The sequence below is a fragment of the Shouchella miscanthi genome (assembly GCF_007725405.1).
Taxonomy (GTDB): domain Bacteria; phylum Bacillota; class Bacilli; order Bacillales; family Bacillaceae_D; genus Shouchella; species Shouchella hunanensis.
The window spans coordinates 3389947-3407046 of sequence record NZ_CP042163.1 but is presented as its reverse complement, the minus strand read 5'-3'; the positions used below and the strand labels follow the sequence as shown (position 1 = coordinate 3407046).

The following is a 17100-nucleotide window of genomic DNA, read 5'->3' as shown; positions in this document are numbered from 1 at the left end:
CCCTCCAGACTTGTTAGTCTTTTAGTTGTTGAACAATGGTAAGACTACTTTTGAGTAATGTTTTAATAACTGTTGCAGATTCATCATCAATTTCATCATGAAGAAATGGATACTCTTCGAAATTAACTTCATTTAAGAATTCATCGTATATTTTATCGAGAGGATGTTTTGGCAAATCGAAATTATTGCTGTCGATACCTAAGAGGTAATCTGTTGAGACTTCGTAAAAAAGAGCGATCTTAACTAAGGAAGCAGTGTCAGGGTCTCTAATATCTCTTTCATAGGCTGAGAGTACTTGTGATGATACATTTAATTTAGTCGCTGCGTCAATCTGTTTAAGGTTTTTTTTAATCCTAGAGATTTTTAATCGTTGTCCTAATGTCATAATATCCCCTTTTTTCGTCTAAATGTTGTTTTTATTTTTATGATATCAATATGGTGAAGAAAATACTCGGTAATCAACGAATAGTTTATTTATTTGTAATCATAATGAATTTTTATATATTTTTTAGTCTTAATGTTTAATTTATTGTTGACTTAGTCTTTTTGTTTCTTTATACTTAAATTATATTCAAAGTAGAGAGGAGTTAAACAAAGTGTATGAGTTTTTAACACCAAAAGATATTCAAAAGATATTGAAGGTTAAGGATACAAAGGCTTATGCAATTATAAGAGAATTAAACAAAGAGTTGAAAAAAGATGGGTATCTTGTCATTCAAGGTAAAGTTAACAGAGAAAAGTTTGAAGAACGTTTTATCTATAACAAAAAAACTAATCAAGTAGGGTGAAAAGATGAACTTTGAAGTTATGCAATCCCTAATGAGAGAAGCAATTCCTCTTGCTAAAACTATGGAGGGTGACTGGCAAGCTAGAATGAAATTGGCCTTACACAGTGTGAAGGTAAATCACTATATGAAACAACCGATTTCTAAGAATGTCATACAAAATTTGCTTAAACATGGCGTTTCATACAGACGAATTTCAAAGAACTACAAATTAGGAAGAAATGAGATATCGGTGTTTGAGAATATGCAATGAGTGTGAAGGTAAACCACTTTGAGGATATTCAATAATACTTGAAAGGAATGAGTGGACTTTGATAACTACATATAGAAAGAAAGCGCACCTGACAAGTCAGATACGCCATCAATAAAACTGTGGAAAGTTTATTATAGCGTACTCTACTTAAAATGTCACGTTCGTGAGTATTAAGTGGACACAGCTAACACTTATTGAAATGCTGTAGCAGGAACGAATATTCGTGCTGATGGTCATAGCTTTGACCTACTAGGTCGCAAAGAAGGCGACTGATAAGCGCCATGATGGATACAGAACCGGAGCGATTTTTCTTTTTATAGATTGAGTTGAACTGTTGAAAATGGACGAAGAGAAAACACAAAACTAATTTAACGAAAAGAGGAATTGTATATGAATTTAAAAGCAGGAATTAAACCGGATCAGACAGAGACATTTGGAACGCTAGTGTTTATGGGGTTAGCAAGAGAAAGAATGTATTATGACCGTGAAAAAGGTGAACGCACAGATAAGTTGGAATCGAGAATCTATAACTTGGGTTCAAGTATTCAACAGGGGCAGATTGAAGTCACGCTACCTGATTATATTGATCTAAAAGAATATGATTTCATGAGTGAAGTTGAACTGGTTCACCCTAGAATCACAGCAAGAGCCCAAGTGAACGGAACCTTTGCAAACATCATCTATACGATTGTTGCGGAGGATATCAGACCAGTGGGACAAAAAGGCTTTGATAAGAAACCACAAGAAACGAAGGAATTAGTTGGATCAGGAACAGATAAGAAATAAAAAATTAAGCGTATTAGTTTTATACTAATACGCTTTTAGTTTTCTTCTAAATCTTCAGCTCTATTTGTTGCTGTACCTAGAAATCCAATTACCAATGATATACATCCTAAGGCTGTGCTTAATATTCCAATGAAAAAAAATGGGATAATAAAGTATTCAGTTCTAAGAAGGTTAAATATATAATTTAGAGTTGGTTGAATGGTTATAGTTCCTGCATTTAGAATCAACAAGTAGACTAAAACAAATATTGTTGTTGCATCTGAAAAAAAATTGTGAATAGATAACATATGAAATTTAGGCATCTTGAAAGGCTTTTTGTTTATATAACTGTTTTTTCTATCAATCTCTAAGGTTTTGCCTATATAGTATCTTATGTAAAAAAAACGCCAAATTGTTGTGACACCAGTAATTGAGACAAATGTTACAAAGATGTTTAACCAATCTAATGAATTAATTTTGTTGTTGATAAAATAATTAACAAGTGATTCAGGTATAAATTTATAAATAGACGAAGAAAAACTTAAAAGCAAACCTGAATTAAAAAGAAAAATGAAATTGAAAACTATAAGTAAGATTATAAACAGAAATCCATATTTACTATAAAAGTGACTGAAGCTAGTTAGCATTATTTCACTTCTTTCTATATTTAAGTTGGAATCAACGGTTGAGACTCTTTAAGGGAAGTAATGATGTTTTGTTTTCTATTAGACTTATATTTTAGCAATGCAAAATGAAATAGTAAACAATGTAATTAGGAGGGGTTTGATGGGAGTTTTTCAAGATAAGATTTGGAAATACCGAGGACACAGAATCTTATCTCACATGAGAAATGGTGTACGAAACGCTATATTAATTGTATTCATTCCTATTTTCCTTTTAGGGATATACGTTTACTTTCGTAACCACTTTCCTATCATTAATTGGTTAGACATAAAACAGTATCAAGTTTTTACTAGATTAAGCGAGTGGGATTGGTCGCTGATTATCAATGGAGTAGGTTTATCTTTCATGATAGGGTTATTTGGTGTAGTTCTCGTCTATCTGCTTTTTCATGAGAAATATAAAAGCATATGGCATAGACAGAAGATTACACGTATGTTCTTTTCTAATCGATTTGTAGAGGAACAGCGGGTTCAAACAGAATCGCAATGGTCAGAGAAACAGGTGAGTAAAAATAAAATCACTTACTTTCCAAGAGCCTATTATAAGAAAAAGAAAGGTCATATCTATATCAGAATTGCGATGGATATGAGCCGATTTCAAGACCGTTATCTAAACCTAGGGAAGGATTTAGAGAGTGGTCTTTTTTGTGATCTCGTAGACCGAGAAGTGGAAGAAAACTTCGTGGTATTCAAGTTGTTGTATGACGCTAGTAAGAAGCGAATTCCAATACAAGAAGTGACCGTACAAAATGGTTCAATGAAACTAATGGATGGTGTGTATTGGTCGTTTGATAAACTTCCACACATGTTGATCGCAGGTGGAACGGGTGGAGGTAAAACGTACTTCATTCTCACTATTATTCAATCGGTACTAAAATCGAATGCCAAGATCAAAATACTTGATCCAAAGAATGCAGATTTAGCCGATTTAGAAGCGGTTCTCCCTAAAGGAACAGTCTTTTCAAAGTCTACGGGAATTCTTATGACACTTCGTAGATCCGTTGACGATATGATGAAACGATCCGAGGACATGAAAAACATGTCCGACTATCGAACAGGTGAAAACTATGCGTATCTAGGATTACCACCTGTGTTCATTTTCTTTGATGAATATGTCGCTTTCATGGACTTGTTAGAGATGAAGGAACGAAATGAAGCTATGGGATATATGAAACAACTCGTCATGCTTGGTCGGCAGATGGGTTATTTTTTAGTGCTTGGAGCGCAACGACCTGACGCTAAGTATTTAGCGGACGGGATACGTGACCAGTTTAATTTCCGAGTGACGTTAGGCAAAATGTCGGAAACAGGATACGGCATGATGTTTGGTGATTCGGATAAAACCTTTATTAATAAGAACGTCAAAGGGCGTGGTTATGCGGATAGTGGTACATCAACCATCATGGAGTTTTACAGTCCCTTAGTACCAAAAGGATATGATTTCATGAAGGAGATCGAGCAAGCGTCCGTTGGAGAGGTTGGCGCGTCGGCGACGGCAGTCGCCAGTGGCAACGTAGCGACAGCCTCGGAAACAAGCGTAGGGAATGAGCGCAGCGAGTGACCTACTAAACGAACCCCCCCTAGCTAACAGGGGGGTAGTAATTAAAAACAAGAAAAAGAGGTGAACGGAGTGGAACATGAATTAACCGCTATGATGGACTACGTAAGGGTGTCATTCAAAACACACGATGTTGATTTGATTCTTGAAAAGGTGGTTCATCTAAAGAAAGCATACATGCAGGAATTAGAATCAGGTTTTTATGGCTACATTGGAACGTTTCAACTAGATCAAATCAAAGTCTTCTACTCGAAGCCAGGGGATAGTCGAGGGATATTGGTCGAAATGTCAGGTAAAGGGTGCAGACAATTTGAAACGTTTTTAAAGGCTCGCAACAAAACATGGTTCGATTTCTTTCAAGATTGCTTGAACTTGAATGGGAAGTTCAGTCGAGTGGATATTGCGATCGATGATCGGAAGACCTATTTCACTGTTCCTTATTTGCTTGAAAAAGTTCAAAATGGCGAAGCTATTTCAAGGTTTCGGAAATCAGATTTTAATGGGTCAGTCAGTATTAAGGATGGATCAAACGGAGGAACGACTTTATATTTTGGGTCTAAAAAGTCAGAAACGTACCTCTGTTTCTACGAGAAGAATTATGAACAGGCTGAAAAATACGACATACCGATTGAGGATATGGACGAATGGAATCGCTATGAATTACGGATGAAGAACGAACGAGCGCAAAAAGCGATTCTTTCTTTAATGAAAACCAATCAGTTTTTGGATATTGCTATGCAAGTCGTAAATAACTATATCCGATTTGCGGATAAGGATAACGACAAACCACGTTCTAAATGGGAAACGAGCCAATTTTGGCAAGACTTTATTGGTGACTTTGGGCGTTTAAGTCTATTAATGAGTCCCGAAGAAGAATTCTATGAGAAAACCAAGCGTTGGTTAGGCAATTCATGTGCACCATCTATGAAAATGGTTCTTGAAGCCGATCAAGTGTTAGGGACGAATCAGCTATCGGATATGGTCACTAATGCTGAAATGACTAAGAAACAAGAAAAAATGCTTGATGTATGGTTGGGCGAAGTCAAAGATATGGTACACGCATAAATCAAGGCTCTGCATATGGTATCTGTCAACGGTAAATGGCTGACTGAAACAACGTGAAAGGAATTTAAGGAGTTGATAGAGTATCGGAAGTACACCCTCTTGGCCTAACAAAAAAACACTTTTTTTTGTTCGCCTACCGGCTAGGGTCGCCCCCAAGAATGGGGGATGGGGGATGATATTAACTCTTGGTCAAGCTAAATTAGCTTGCAGGTTTGGACAGCGTCCAAGGTTTTAAACTGCTAACGAGGTGGTTATGCTAGACTTAAATTAATGAGGTGATCTTATCGAAGAAGAATTGAAATACGGGGTAAGTTACAACGTGCCTGATAATTTAGAATCTGAAGCCAAGACGTATCTTGTTGTTTTAGCCCATACAGCGTTTAGCATAAAGGTCATTGAATTTGAACATGTTCATGACTATTTGCTAGATACTTTTGAACTTAATGAGATTGAAGAAATGTCCATTATAAACGTTTCAAAACAAGGTATCTTATTAAACCTTAACGTTCCAGACACTAACGAAATGATTAAACGTATTCGATCTTTAATGAAGGGAGAAAATCGTATGTTATTAAATAACAATTAGGGATGGTGACAATGTCTTACGTTGAATTATTTTTAAAGACGATACTTGTAATACTTGATATTACTGTATTACTTTTCACCTTGCTCTTGTTTAGTTTACTTCTAGCCATCTCAATTAGAGATGGTTTTTATTGTTTTGGTTTCATTGCTAGTTTAGGATTCTCTGTTGTGGCTGTCGTTTGGTCAAAAAAACTCGATAGAATAAGAGCAAGGAAAACATGATAAGGGGTGGGTTATGATTAGAGCCATTGTATCTTCAATCTTGTTAGTTGGTTTTCTCATTGGTACATCATTGATTGCCTTTACGGTAATGATGATTTCGATTGAACAACAAGTTGTTGTTGGGGGAATTATCAGCTTAATCATGATATTTATTGTATCCAGTATCTGTACTTCAAGTATTGTAAGAATAAAAAGGAGTACGGTATGAATTTTATAGACGTTGTGAATGAATCCGTATTAAACGAATTGCTAATCAGGAAAAACATTCAACGTCAATGGGAACCGATCTTCGATCAGTTGGCTGAATTTACACGCCACACTGAAATAGGAGAACAAATACATGTTCATTTGGACGAATACAGTCGAGAGACAGAAGGGAGTTATGATTTCTACTTTACTGTACTTGAATTGAAAGAGGATGGCGTAATTGAACTGTACTTTCAAAACTATTTAGTCGAGCATTTTCCAAGAAACTAAATCTGAAAGGATGATTGCTGTATGAATAATGTTATTTTATTAAATCGTTCAAACTTAGAGGATCAATTGGATAATCAAGGGATGTTAGAAGTGGCAGAACAATTGATTGAACGAATGAAAGAACACGTTCAATATATCGCTAAAGGTGTCTACGAACAGTTTGTCGTTGATGTGAAAATGGTTGTGGATAATGTGTTGAAAAACATTACCGCACACTTCATTGTTCATGAAGATGAAGATGAACAGTATCGGGAAGAATCTGACGGACTAAAATATATCTTGTTCCAAGACGTAACCACTTCTGATAAAGGATAGTGGTATTTTTTATGCTCACAAAATACAAAACGATGGATGAACACTTTTCAGCCTTGGGTTTCACAGTCGGTAAAGGATCAGTGGTCTATGTGAAAGAACTAAGCCATTTAACGATGTTGGTCGTTGAGGGCGAACGAAAAAGAGGGTATGCCACGTATCGGTATACCTTCTATAAAATATCATATCTACCGAATGGGGATCGTAAACACGAAAAAGTCTATCTTAAAGACGCTTCACCTAAGAAGGTGTTACAAAAGGTAACATCTTTTTTGATGTATATAAACGAATTGCCTAATTAGGAGGAATCACATGTCTAACTATCAATTGATTAATCGTAGTGAAATGGAACAGGCATTTGTTAAAAATCAGCTTAATCAGCAAGAAGGAATTGACGCTTTCTATGATTATCTAATGGATCACATGAATGGACATTCGTCAGGATTTGGAGAGACATTTGATCTTTCAATTGGAACGATAATCGAAGATAAACGTCATAAAGTTACTGTTCGATTTATGACGCTTGATGGATTTCCAGTTACTGAAATGATGGATGATCCTCCCGATGATCCTGATCTCCTAATTGTCCCGTTTGAATATCAACACATGACCATTAATGAGGAGTAAAAGTAATGACTGGAGGTGTAAGACTTGAAGATGGTTGATCGATTTAAGAATCGAACGAAACAGATCAAGGTACCTAAAAAGCGAAAAAGTCCTATGAAAAAAGATCATTCAAAACGAACAGCGTTAGCTGTATGGTCGCTTCTTGGCTCGATTTTTGTTCTGTCAATTTTAACTATTTTATTATCCGTGAATACTCGGTCAGGACTGAATACAACGAATGCGATGTTAAATCAAGAGAATGTAGAAGTAGAGGAAACCATGTCGCAGCCGTTAGCCGAACAGTTTCTATCGGGTTTCATTCCAACCTATATCAACGTAACGAATACAAATGAAGCGATCGAAGAACGTAAACAGAATTTAAGAGAATACATGGTTCATTCGAATGATTTTCAAGATGAACGAAATGAGTTCTATCAATTGTCGAGTATTCAAGGAGATCGAGTGTTAAAAAGTTATTCGCTTTTTGATGTACAAGACGAACAAGAAAACGAAACGTTATTTCAATACAAGGTGACGTTCACAAATCGCATTCACCATGAAAAAGAAGTGGAAATTGAACAAGAGGAAAATGACGATGAAGACGAGGAAGACAGAGAACCTGAAACTGAAATGGTGACAGAAACAGAGGAAACCGATCAAACCTTACTATTAAGTGTTCCTATTCAATCGCAAGAAAATCAGTTTGCGGTATCAGGTGTGCCGTACTTCTCCGAAGTACCAACGGTGAAAGGAGTGATTGAACAGGAAGAAGAAGAAAGAGCCGAAGCCTATACAGGAGAGGAAGTTGAGCCGATCCATGCGTTCTTAAATACCTTCTTTACTCGGTATGCGTCCGAGCCGAAAGAGGAATTAGAGTACATGATGAAGGAGCCAACGAGTTTGAATGGAGCGTTTGAATTAGATGAACTAACGAGCACCCATATCGTTGAAAAAGAAGAAGGCTATCAGGTATTTGTGACAGTCTTGTTCAGAGGTGTCGAAACGAATATTCCGCATGTGGTGAATATGGAATTAGATCTTCAACGTCATGAAGGAAATTTCTTTATTGAAACCTTGGAATACCAATAAAACCTAGGAGTGATTGAAATGAAATTAACGGAACTAGTTGTATTAGCGAACTCGAATGTACCAGACGAATTACCAACATTAAATGTAGTTGAAAATTGGGGATTAACCGTTATTCTTCAATTGATTAGTTTACTCGTTTTCTACATGGTAGCGAAACACTTTGCCCGCTTTAAAATGGGGGGCATTGTTATGACCATGATTCTTGGTGGAGTCGTTACCTTTGTGGTTCAAAACTGGTCACGAGTAAGTGAATGGGTATCAGCGTTTATTGATACATTCTAAGGAGTGTGAACGACATGAGATACGTGTTTAATTACCGAAAAGCCATGAGAGAACCGAAACAGGTTCAACAACTAACGAAAGATTATAGTTTACCTTTTGCCTTTCAGTTGATTCATGTAATCAACTTTTTTTTATTCTTCTTTATCGTCCTAGGAGTAGGCTTACTCATTCGCATGGGATTCCCCCATGCGTTTGGGAAAAGCTTTCTCGTTTTCTTAATTGGTATCCCGTTCGGTTTAACCGTTTTGGTAACTAAAATCAAACCCGAAGGGAAAAACCTTTATCTCTACTTTTTAGATGTTGCACGATACTATCTGCAAATTAAGCTACCAAAGAAGCGGTTCTGCCAAGATCATGAAGTGCAATGGATGGATGAACCGCAAACATTTAAACCCTGTGTAAAGGTGGTGCAATCCAACTATGAGTATGTTAAAAACACCGATGAAGACGCTACGGAAGAACTTACTATTGACGAAAACGGGCGACGTGTGGGGGTACTATCGAGTCAAGAGTCAATCCATTCCCATGCAAAATAAGAAAGTCGTCAACCGTTATAAAAAGAACTGGAAAGCCTACTTCGAAGAAGTGACCGAGTATAAAGATATCCACTTGATGATGTACCCACAAGATTATCAACTAGAAGAAAAGTTTGATGATCTGAATGATGATCTAGCGGACGATTCAAAAGAAATGGCCATGTATTACATCGAAGAAACCCAGCGCATGTTAAATCAACGACTAGGCAATGTGACGAAAAATGACTTTATTATAGGCGTTCGATTACGTTCTGATTTGGTCAATGTGGACGCTGATTTAAAAGAGAATATGATGTCGATGTTTTCAACTGCGACAGACACGATTATCAATTTATTAGGGTGGGAACAGGACGTATCCGAATCCTTTTTTAACCAATTTAAAGAAGCCGAAGAAACGATGGCAAACGTGATGATGATGGTTGGTGGTGTCAGACTGTCAGAAGAAGAATTGATCTATGTGAATCGCTATAATTTCATTCGAGGAATTGACCATCAGGTTGATGAAGAAATGGATAAAACAAGCGTGAATGCCATTACCGACGCATTGATTGATCCCACGTCCACTGGTGTACTGAAATTGAATGGAGAGTTTGATGAAGCTTATACGTCCTTTGTGGTTGTCGACGAATTTCGACATAACATGGCAGAGAGTGAATTGTTTTATGAAGCGCAAACGCTACCGTTTCCCGTGGAAGTACAAATGAAAATTCAAGCTGAAGGTAAATCAAAAACGAAGATGGATTTAAACATGAAGAATCAACAATTAAAAGAAACGAGTAACGAACAGAATCAGGTGGGAGAAGAAACGGATTCATCGGTGAGTACCAGTTCATACCTTGTGAAACATTTGAGAGATGAAATTAAAAATGATGATGTGAACATGATGAATTGGCTATCAGTGATTGTCGTAACAGGAGAAACAAAAAAAGAATGTAAGAACCGAGCGAAATTAGTCATTCGTCATATGAAGTCAGCAGGAATCACATGCCGATTACCTGTAGCCGATCAACTACCGTTATTCTATAAATTTCTACCAGGAGAGCGACTGGACGCAACAAGCCGAAATTGGATTCAAAAGACGACACAAGATGGATTAGCCGAAGGCTTATTCGGTGTCACAGCTGACATCGGTTCAAAAGTTGGCTTCTTTATTGGATGGATTGATCCATTCGCTAAACATACGGATTTATCAAGTGCGATTCATTCAAGTCGTTTCCCTGTGTTGTATCACATGTTTCTAGCCAATCAACAGTTACGAGGATCAAAAACACGGTCGCCACACGTTCTTATCACAGGTGACACAGGAACAGGGAAATCGTTTCTAGCGAAACTCCTATTCTTATATGTGAGTATGCTAGATGTTCGGTCACTCTACATTGATCCAAAGAAAGAGTTAAGGAAATGGATTAATAAAGTGATGAAAAATCCGCAAGTACAAAAAGATTATCCTTTATTTGCGGAACACCTTGAACGCTTTCACTTCACTACGTTGGATTCAGAGAATGAAGAGAATTGGGGGTCGCTTGACCCGATTGTCTTCCTTCCACCCATGCAAGCGAAAGAAATGGTACAGGTCATTTTCTCCCAAGTCTATGACTTTAAGGGGAAGGATGATATTCATACCGCATTCTTGCAAGCCATAGCCAAAGTCATAGAGCGAAGACAACAAGACGAACAAGTGGGATCAATGCAGATCATCGAACTTATGAGAGACCATAAAGAACCGATTGTTCAGAAAGCAGGAGACTTTCTATATGAGGTCGTGGCGGATAGTATTCTAAAATTATGTGTGCATGATGGATCAAATGAAGCGTTATCGCTGACAGATCGTATTAACATCATCGAGGTTGAACATTTGGATTTACCTGACGCAACTGATCCGATTGAAAGTTACACGAACTCACAATTAAAATCGAGTGTGGTCATGTTTGCGCTTGGCAAGTTTTGTGAGTTATTCGGCATGGATAAGAGTGAACGAACGATTGAATTTATTGATGAAGCATGGGTCTTTACATCCAGTAAGCAAGGGAAGAAAGTCGAGAAGCAAATGAGACGAGTTGGTCGAAGCTACGAAAATGCGCTCGTATTAATTACTCAAACAACCAAGGACGCATTAAGTGAAGAAGAATCAGGCAACTTCGGTGTCGCATTCGCCTTTGATGAACCGAATGAGCGAGAAGATGTCTTGAAATGGATGAACATGGAGCCAAGCGAAGAAAACATCGAAATGATGGATAACATGTTTCAAGGACAATGCCTATTTAAAGATTACTATGGACGCACAGCGAAAATCAGCATTGAATGTCTGTTTGAAGAATGGCAGGGCGCATTAGAAACGGTCGAAGAATCGAAAGTCGCCGTGGCCGAGGAAAAATACTTGTAGGGGGGAGGAATTTCATGAAACTGGCGATTTTAAATTCAATGGTCGTAACGAATCAAGGGTATTATAAAGCGGAAAAGATCACGCTGCTTGAAGCGAGGAAAATCATGTTTGAACATGAAACCGATTATGAAAGTTATGTGGGACACGAAGCGTCTTCACGAGTATTAGAGGAATTACTTGGTTTCCCTGTTCCAGTGAATCGGATTCGATTTAAACAGAATCGATTTCAACGAGCCATTTGTTTTAAACTGTATGACCGTTATCAAGAATATCAGCGATTAAGCAAAGAAGAATTGCACAATGTGAAATATGACTTTTATCTCCTGACACGGATCGATTAGAAAGGAGGGGCAACGTGAAACGAAAACTACTACTTTTAGGGGTGGCGATACTGCTTCCCCTTTTTCTTGTGTTCGCAACGATCGGTATAACCTATGCCGAAGATGAAGAAGAAGAACCAAGAGGGTCAGAAAATATGTCGGATGTGACTATCGAAGAAAAAGGGGGCGTGGAGTTAGACATCAAGCGTTTCCCTTTAAATCGATATTTTGCGAATAATGAAGATCGTAGCCATACTTTACGGGGCGCATTCGTTGGCTTTGCGAACCTAAGTTTCACCATTGGTACATTCGTTGTTGAAACGGTCGATAAATCAATGGAAATCATGTATTCACTTGAACCGATTGAACGATTTGCCGATCTATTAACGGGCGTAACCTCTACGGTTTATGACACGTTACAGACCTACTTCGGAGAACTGTTTTTCATTATCGCTATCGGATACATGATCTATCTATGTATCGTGCGTGGAAGTATCAAAGAAGCAGTGAGGCGTTTTCTTTTGTTGCTTCTCGTTTTGGTTGTTGGTGGATACTGGATGATGAATGCAGGGTATCTTTTAAAAAGCATGAATGCGATATCGGTTGAAGCACAAGGCTATCTATTGGAAGCAGGGAACGGCATGATTACCATTGCCAACGGTGATGGCGTATATGCCGATACAGAAAACATTGACGAAGAAGATCGTTTGAATGGGACAGTATCCGTCATGCGAAATATCTATTTTGATTTAGCGGTGAAGAAGCCTTATCTCATTGCGAATTATGGTACGACAAGCGAAAATGCGGTTAATAATCATGATGATGATCCGTCCAAGCTTCCGGGTGGAAGTAACTATAATCGAGTCGATCGATTATTGTCTTTTGAATTAACTAGTGATGGGATGGACGATCGAGATGATTATGTAAAGGGTGAAATTAGTGAATTAAACAATGATAACTTAGGGTCAGGAAATGTTTTCGCACAGTTAGGCATATCGCTACTCGTTTTAGTCGGTGCGGTAGGTATAGGCATTCCATTTTTCCTTTTACCCTTCTTGAATCTAATCCTAGAAGTTCTTGCATTAGCATTAACCTTCGCTTTACCATTTGCTTTTATCATGGCGTACATTCCTACTTTCGCCAATTCGGGATTTAAGGCGATTGGAAAACTATTAAGTGTCTTCTTAATTAAGGCATTACTTGGCATTTTGGTGCTTTTCGTGTATCTTCTATGTTTTATTGTCGATACCCTTTTACCACCGAATGGCTTTGCGATGTACTTAGTGAATCTGTTTTCTATGATTATTCTCTTTTTCTTTATGATTAAGAAACGTGATACGCTTGTTAATTTTATCACGGCTGGTAAAGTTCAATCGGTTGATAATAACATGGTAAAAAATGTTCAACGTGATGTGGTCAATCCTGCATTACAGCCGTTGCAATCGAAGATGGCAGGTTTACGATTAGCTTCCTCTAAGCAGACAGGACAAGAAGCGTCGTCACCTTCATCGAGTGTGAATGCGCCAAACTCAACAAGGGAACAGGCAACTGCCACAGGTAAGAAAGGCGTAGCGAAAGAGGATCGCACCGCACAGACAAAAGATCATCAGGAAACACCAACATCAGGAAGCACAGCCTTTATGAAAACAAACAATGAGCGTACACCACAACAGGCTAAGCAAACAAGAGCCGAGCGAAAGAAAGAACAGAAGGAGGAAAAACGAAAAGCGAAACAGGGTCAGGATCAACAACACGTTTTAGCTCCTATGTCAGAGAAAGAGAAGACTGACCGCCGAGCCACAAAGCAGAACCTACAAACACCTCATACAACAAGAAGTAAACAACAGTCGAAGGAAGATCAAAAAGGGTTACAAGCACAGGAACAACAAGGACGAAAAGCAAACACCGTTACGAACTTGGAAGATCATAAGGCGTTGCGTACTGTACAAAAAGGAGATTCGTCTCATAAACAACCATTAAAAGAAACGAAACAGGACAGAACGAATCAAAACACAATTCATCAAGACGCATTGAAACCAAAAGAACGAGAGACAAAAGCACCTAGTCAAAGAGAAATAAAATCAAAGGGAGAACGGACAAAACCTATTGAAGAATCGTTACAGCCGAAAGAAAGAGAAAGAGAATCTAAACCTTCGGTTCAATCGTTCTCTAATCCTTCCCAAGCTAGAACAACCAATAAACATCATTCTACCAATCAACCACAAATAACCAAGCAAAATAAAGGACTTCAACCGAAGCAGGATCAAACAAAGCAACCATCACAGACAGTCAAAAAAGATACATCATCAAAAACAACTTCAACACATGAAAAACGAACGAATGCACCATCAAAGAGTGAAGCAAGAAAAAGCCAAGATCGTACTCAACAACATTTAAACGCTATTGAAAAAGACGAAGACCGCCATAGTCGGAGAGGATAGGATAGGACATCTTAGGATGTCCTTTTTTATATGAAAGGAGAAGTGACATGAAAAAACTAGGTTGCTTGTTTCTGATACCTGTTGTCGGTATGGGTCTTTTATTTTTAGGAATTATGATGACCGTTACTGGTGAGAATGATTCAAGTGTAAACGAAGGTATGAGAGATGAAGAATTCACGTATGACGGTGAGTATCGATTTAATGGCGTTAGTCCTGAGATTGAGCGGTATCGACCTTTCTTTGAAAAATACGCCAAGGAAAATAGAATCGAAGATCATACCGAAATCTTAATGGCAATGACCATGCAGGAAAGTGGAGGAAGACTAGCGGACGTTATGCAGAGTTCAGAAAGTCTAGGGTTACCTGTTAATACGATCACTGATCCCGAAGAATCGATTCAGCAAGGGGTTTACTATTTTTCAACCGTTTTAGAATCAGCGGGTGGTGATACAAAACTAGCGTTACAAAGTTACAACATGGGGCATGGTTTTATTGATTATGCGAAGGAACATAACAACGGAGAGTATAGTCAACCTTTGGCACAGCAATTTTCCGATCATATGAAACAACGGCTAGGGTGGAATGTCTATGGCGATCCCAATTATATTGACAATGTTTACAGATATTTAGATACGAATGAACCTGATTATGCAGGTGGAGGGAATTCTGAATGGTCGCTGCCATTAAAAGAGATTCGCATAACAAGTGAATTCGGTCCACGTACACATCCCATTACAGGTGAAGTCAATTCATTTCATGGCGGTTTAGATTTTGGGTGTACCCCATCTGACGATATCCTGAGTGTGAAAGATGGCAAAGTCGTTGAAGCGATTCATAGTAATATCGGATACGGTAATTATGTCACGGTGAAGCATGGTGACAGTGAGTTTAGTCGGTACGCTCATTTAACCTCAATTGGCGTACGAAATGGTCAATCTGTGAATCAAGGCGATTCCGTTGGGAAGTGTGGGACAACAGGATCAAGTACAGGGAATCATCTTCATTTAGAACATATGACCGAATTAGGGCAACCGCATAATGCGAAAAAAGATCCAAAAGAAACACTAGGATTATAGGAGGTACAGGATGAAGAAGAAACTGATTGCAGGGTGTTTAGTAGTAGGAGCGTTAGTCGTCTATTTACTGATTCAGAACAGCCATTTAAAAAATGAAAATCAGGTTTTAATAGAAGAAAGTCATACCGAAGATCAAGAAATCGTCGTGCCATCGTATCATGAAGAAGCGAAAACGTCTGCCCAGGCATTTATTGAAGGATATTTTGATTATCAAGATCAGCCTATCAAAGAAAACGTGGAAGACTTTGCGACAAATGAGGTGTTGAACCAACTACAGTTTGCGAAGCATGAAGAACTAGAGGGGAGAGAAGATTTACATGTAAAATCTAGCGTCGAGGATTTATCGGTTTATTCCGGTCAATCGTTAGATGATCGTCAGGAATTACTTGTGCTGTTTTCAAATCAGATTTCGTTTAATGATGTAGATAGCCGAGCGCAAACGATTATGAAACTAAACATGATCGAACAAGATGGTGACTGGAAAGTGCATGAATTTTCTTTTACTCAATATTAGCTTGAAAAATTTTTATAGGTTCGTTAAGATTAATTTATCAAAAGGAAAAAATATGGTAATTAGGAGGATTTATGAAGAAGATATATTTTTCTTTAGCGATACTATCTATATTATATTTTTTAGCCTTAACAGTAGATTTAATTTGGTTTGATTTCAATAGTCCAGTTTCGTTACTATGGAATATTTATTTACTTCTTGTCGTTTCAATTTTAGGTATTCTTACTAGCATTATTTCTGTAAAGGGCAAGTTGAGAATAAGTATGATTTCTATACTTGTCCTTCTATCTCTTTTTCATTTTTTTATGTATTTTGTTGCTGTTTATGGATTCAGGGAACCTTAAGGAGTGCTAAGTATGAAAAGAATAATTGTGACTTTGTGGATGATTCCACTAGCCATTATTTTGGTCGCATGTGGTGGAAGTGAGTACGATGAAGACATTGAAAGTGCAATTGACTTTCATAGAGAATATCCAATCTATATTAATGAAGAAAGAAAGGCAATCGAAGTTCGAGAGAATGCGAATATCGTTGTTTATGATGATGGTAAATATATTACTTTATCATTTATTGATCCAGAAGATGAAACAGAAGGTCGGAAAGAATCGTATGAAAAAGTCGGTAATAGCTGGAAGCAATTAAAGCAGTATGAAAGTGAACCTCTATTAAATAAGACACCAGTCTATCAAGAACAATTAGGAGAAGAATTATAGGGCTAGGTAAACTAGTCCTTTTTTTTGTGTAGATCATTCCACAGTTTTTTCACTTCATTGTTAATAATTGATTTATCCATTGTATGTTCAGAACGCCATCCATTTTTAAAAAGTGTATAGGCATAAACATCATTATTGTTAGATGGTGTTTTAATGATTTTTATTTTCTTCATAAAGATGATATTTTGCATATTGTGAATTTCGTTTCCTACCTCGTTCCCCATCTCGATTAAATTCTTTAAACCTAAACCTCTGTTTTTTCGATTAATCACGTTTCTCATAGTACTGTAAATGATATATTTCTTTATTAATTCATCGTCAGTAAATGTGTATTTCCTCATTTATAAATCCCCCAAAAAAGAACGTGTGTTCTTAATATACCTCAAACGTTCAAAAAAAATCCATAAAAAAGGAAACTTTTTTCAAGTTATAACGTAA

The 17100-nt window shown here is 37.5% G+C and carries 20 protein-coding genes and 1 pseudogene; 19 read left to right on the top strand and 2 right to left on the bottom strand.

All coding sequences use genetic code 11. The features are described from left to right. Positions 1–13: 13 nt before the first annotated feature. Positions 14–385, bottom strand: coding sequence for a helix-turn-helix domain-containing protein (locus FPV17_RS17450; RefSeq protein ID WP_144559674.1), 372 nt, complete (start codon positions 383–385; stop codon positions 14–16). Between the two features lie 211 nt (positions 386–596). Here FPV17_RS17450 and xis point away from each other — a divergent pair, with 211 nt between their 5' ends. From xis to FPV17_RS17355, 19 genes and pseudogenes are all read left to right on the top strand, one after another. Further along, a complete protein-coding gene (gene xis, locus FPV17_RS17445; RefSeq protein WP_144559672.1) occupies positions 597–788 on the top strand; it encodes an ICEBs1 excisionase in 192 nt (63 codons plus the stop codon). A 4-nt stretch (positions 789–792) separates the two neighbouring features. Further along, entirely contained in the window at positions 793–1038 is a 246-nt protein-coding gene (locus tag FPV17_RS17440) for a hypothetical protein (protein WP_144559671.1), read from the top strand. A 390-nt stretch (positions 1039–1428) separates the two neighbouring features. Next, a complete protein-coding gene (locus FPV17_RS17435) occupies positions 1429–1824 on the top strand; it encodes a DUF961 family protein (RefSeq protein ID WP_144559670.1) in 396 nt (131 codons plus the stop codon). A gap of 765 nt (positions 1825–2589) precedes the next feature. Beyond that, positions 2590–4047, top strand: a complete 1458-nt coding sequence (locus tag FPV17_RS17430) for an FtsK/SpoIIIE domain-containing protein (RefSeq protein WP_144559668.1) — start codon at positions 2590–2592, stop codon at positions 4045–4047. After that, positions 4031–5109 (top strand): annotated as a pseudogene (locus FPV17_RS17425) (replication initiation factor domain-containing protein). The gene FPV17_RS17430 and the pseudogene FPV17_RS17425 overlap by 17 nt, the downstream one beginning before the upstream one ends. A gap of 319 nt (positions 5110–5428) precedes the next feature. After that, positions 5429–5695 carry a hypothetical protein gene (locus tag FPV17_RS17420; protein WP_144559666.1) on the top strand — a complete coding sequence of 89 codons (267 nt, stop codon included), beginning with the start codon at positions 5429–5431 and terminating at the stop codon, positions 5693–5695. Positions 5696–6120: 425 nt separating this feature from the next. Further along, positions 6121–6393 carry a hypothetical protein gene (locus FPV17_RS17415; RefSeq protein ID WP_144559665.1) on the top strand — a complete coding sequence of 91 codons (273 nt, stop codon included), beginning with the start codon at positions 6121–6123 and terminating at the stop codon, positions 6391–6393. A 21-nt stretch (positions 6394–6414) separates the two neighbouring features. Continuing rightward, positions 6415–6708 (top strand): hypothetical protein, encoded by a 294-nt coding sequence (locus FPV17_RS17410; protein WP_144559662.1) that lies wholly within the window; start codon positions 6415–6417, stop codon positions 6706–6708. Positions 6709–6719: 11 nt separating this feature from the next. Further along, positions 6720–7007 (top strand): hypothetical protein, encoded by a 288-nt coding sequence (locus FPV17_RS17405; protein WP_246117061.1) that lies wholly within the window; start codon positions 6720–6722, stop codon positions 7005–7007. Between the two features lie 10 nt (positions 7008–7017). Beyond that, entirely contained in the window at positions 7018–7332 is a 315-nt protein-coding gene (locus FPV17_RS17400; protein ID WP_144559660.1) for a hypothetical protein, read from the top strand. A 30-nt stretch (positions 7333–7362) separates the two neighbouring features. Then, positions 7363–8400, top strand: a complete 1038-nt coding sequence (locus tag FPV17_RS17395) for a conjugal transfer protein (RefSeq protein WP_246117215.1) — start codon at positions 7363–7365, stop codon at positions 8398–8400. An 18-nt stretch (positions 8401–8418) separates the two neighbouring features. Further along, positions 8419–8682, top strand: coding sequence for a hypothetical protein (locus FPV17_RS17390; protein WP_144559657.1), 264 nt, complete (start codon positions 8419–8421; stop codon positions 8680–8682). Positions 8683–8696: 14 nt separating this feature from the next. After that, positions 8697–9218, top strand: coding sequence for a conjugal transfer protein (locus FPV17_RS17385; RefSeq protein ID WP_144559656.1), 522 nt, complete (start codon positions 8697–8699; stop codon positions 9216–9218). Beyond that, positions 9103–11601 (top strand): ATP-binding protein, encoded by a 2499-nt coding sequence (locus FPV17_RS17380; protein ID WP_496196954.1) that lies wholly within the window; start codon positions 9103–9105, stop codon positions 11599–11601. Before FPV17_RS17385 ends, FPV17_RS17380 begins: the two co-directional genes overlap by 116 nt. A gap of 14 nt (positions 11602–11615) precedes the next feature. Further along, complete coding sequence (locus FPV17_RS17375; protein WP_186370644.1) at positions 11616–11942, top strand: STIV orfB116 family protein; 327 nt, start codon at positions 11616–11618, stop codon at positions 11940–11942. Positions 11943–11956: 14 nt separating this feature from the next. Next, positions 11957–14362 carry a CD3337/EF1877 family mobilome membrane protein gene (locus FPV17_RS17370; protein WP_144559650.1) on the top strand — a complete coding sequence of 802 codons (2406 nt, stop codon included), beginning with the start codon at positions 11957–11959 and terminating at the stop codon, positions 14360–14362. 47 nt (positions 14363–14409) lie between these two features. Next, a complete protein-coding gene (locus FPV17_RS17365; protein ID WP_144559648.1) occupies positions 14410–15438 on the top strand; it encodes a lysozyme family protein in 1029 nt (342 codons plus the stop codon). Positions 15439–15448: 10 nt separating this feature from the next. Further along, positions 15449–15952 carry a YddI family membrane protein gene (locus tag FPV17_RS17360; protein ID WP_144559646.1) on the top strand — a complete coding sequence of 168 codons (504 nt, stop codon included), beginning with the start codon at positions 15449–15451 and terminating at the stop codon, positions 15950–15952. 353 nt (positions 15953–16305) lie between these two features. After that, positions 16306–16662 carry a cystatin-like fold lipoprotein gene (locus tag FPV17_RS17355; protein WP_144559644.1) on the top strand — a complete coding sequence of 119 codons (357 nt, stop codon included), beginning with the start codon at positions 16306–16308 and terminating at the stop codon, positions 16660–16662. Between the two features lie 11 nt (positions 16663–16673). On the opposite strand, the gene FPV17_RS17350 is transcribed toward FPV17_RS17355, so the two are convergent. Next, positions 16674–17003, bottom strand: a complete 330-nt coding sequence (locus FPV17_RS17350) for a YhjD family protein (protein WP_144559642.1) — start codon at positions 17001–17003, stop codon at positions 16674–16676. Between the last annotated feature and the right edge of the window lie 97 nt (positions 17004–17100).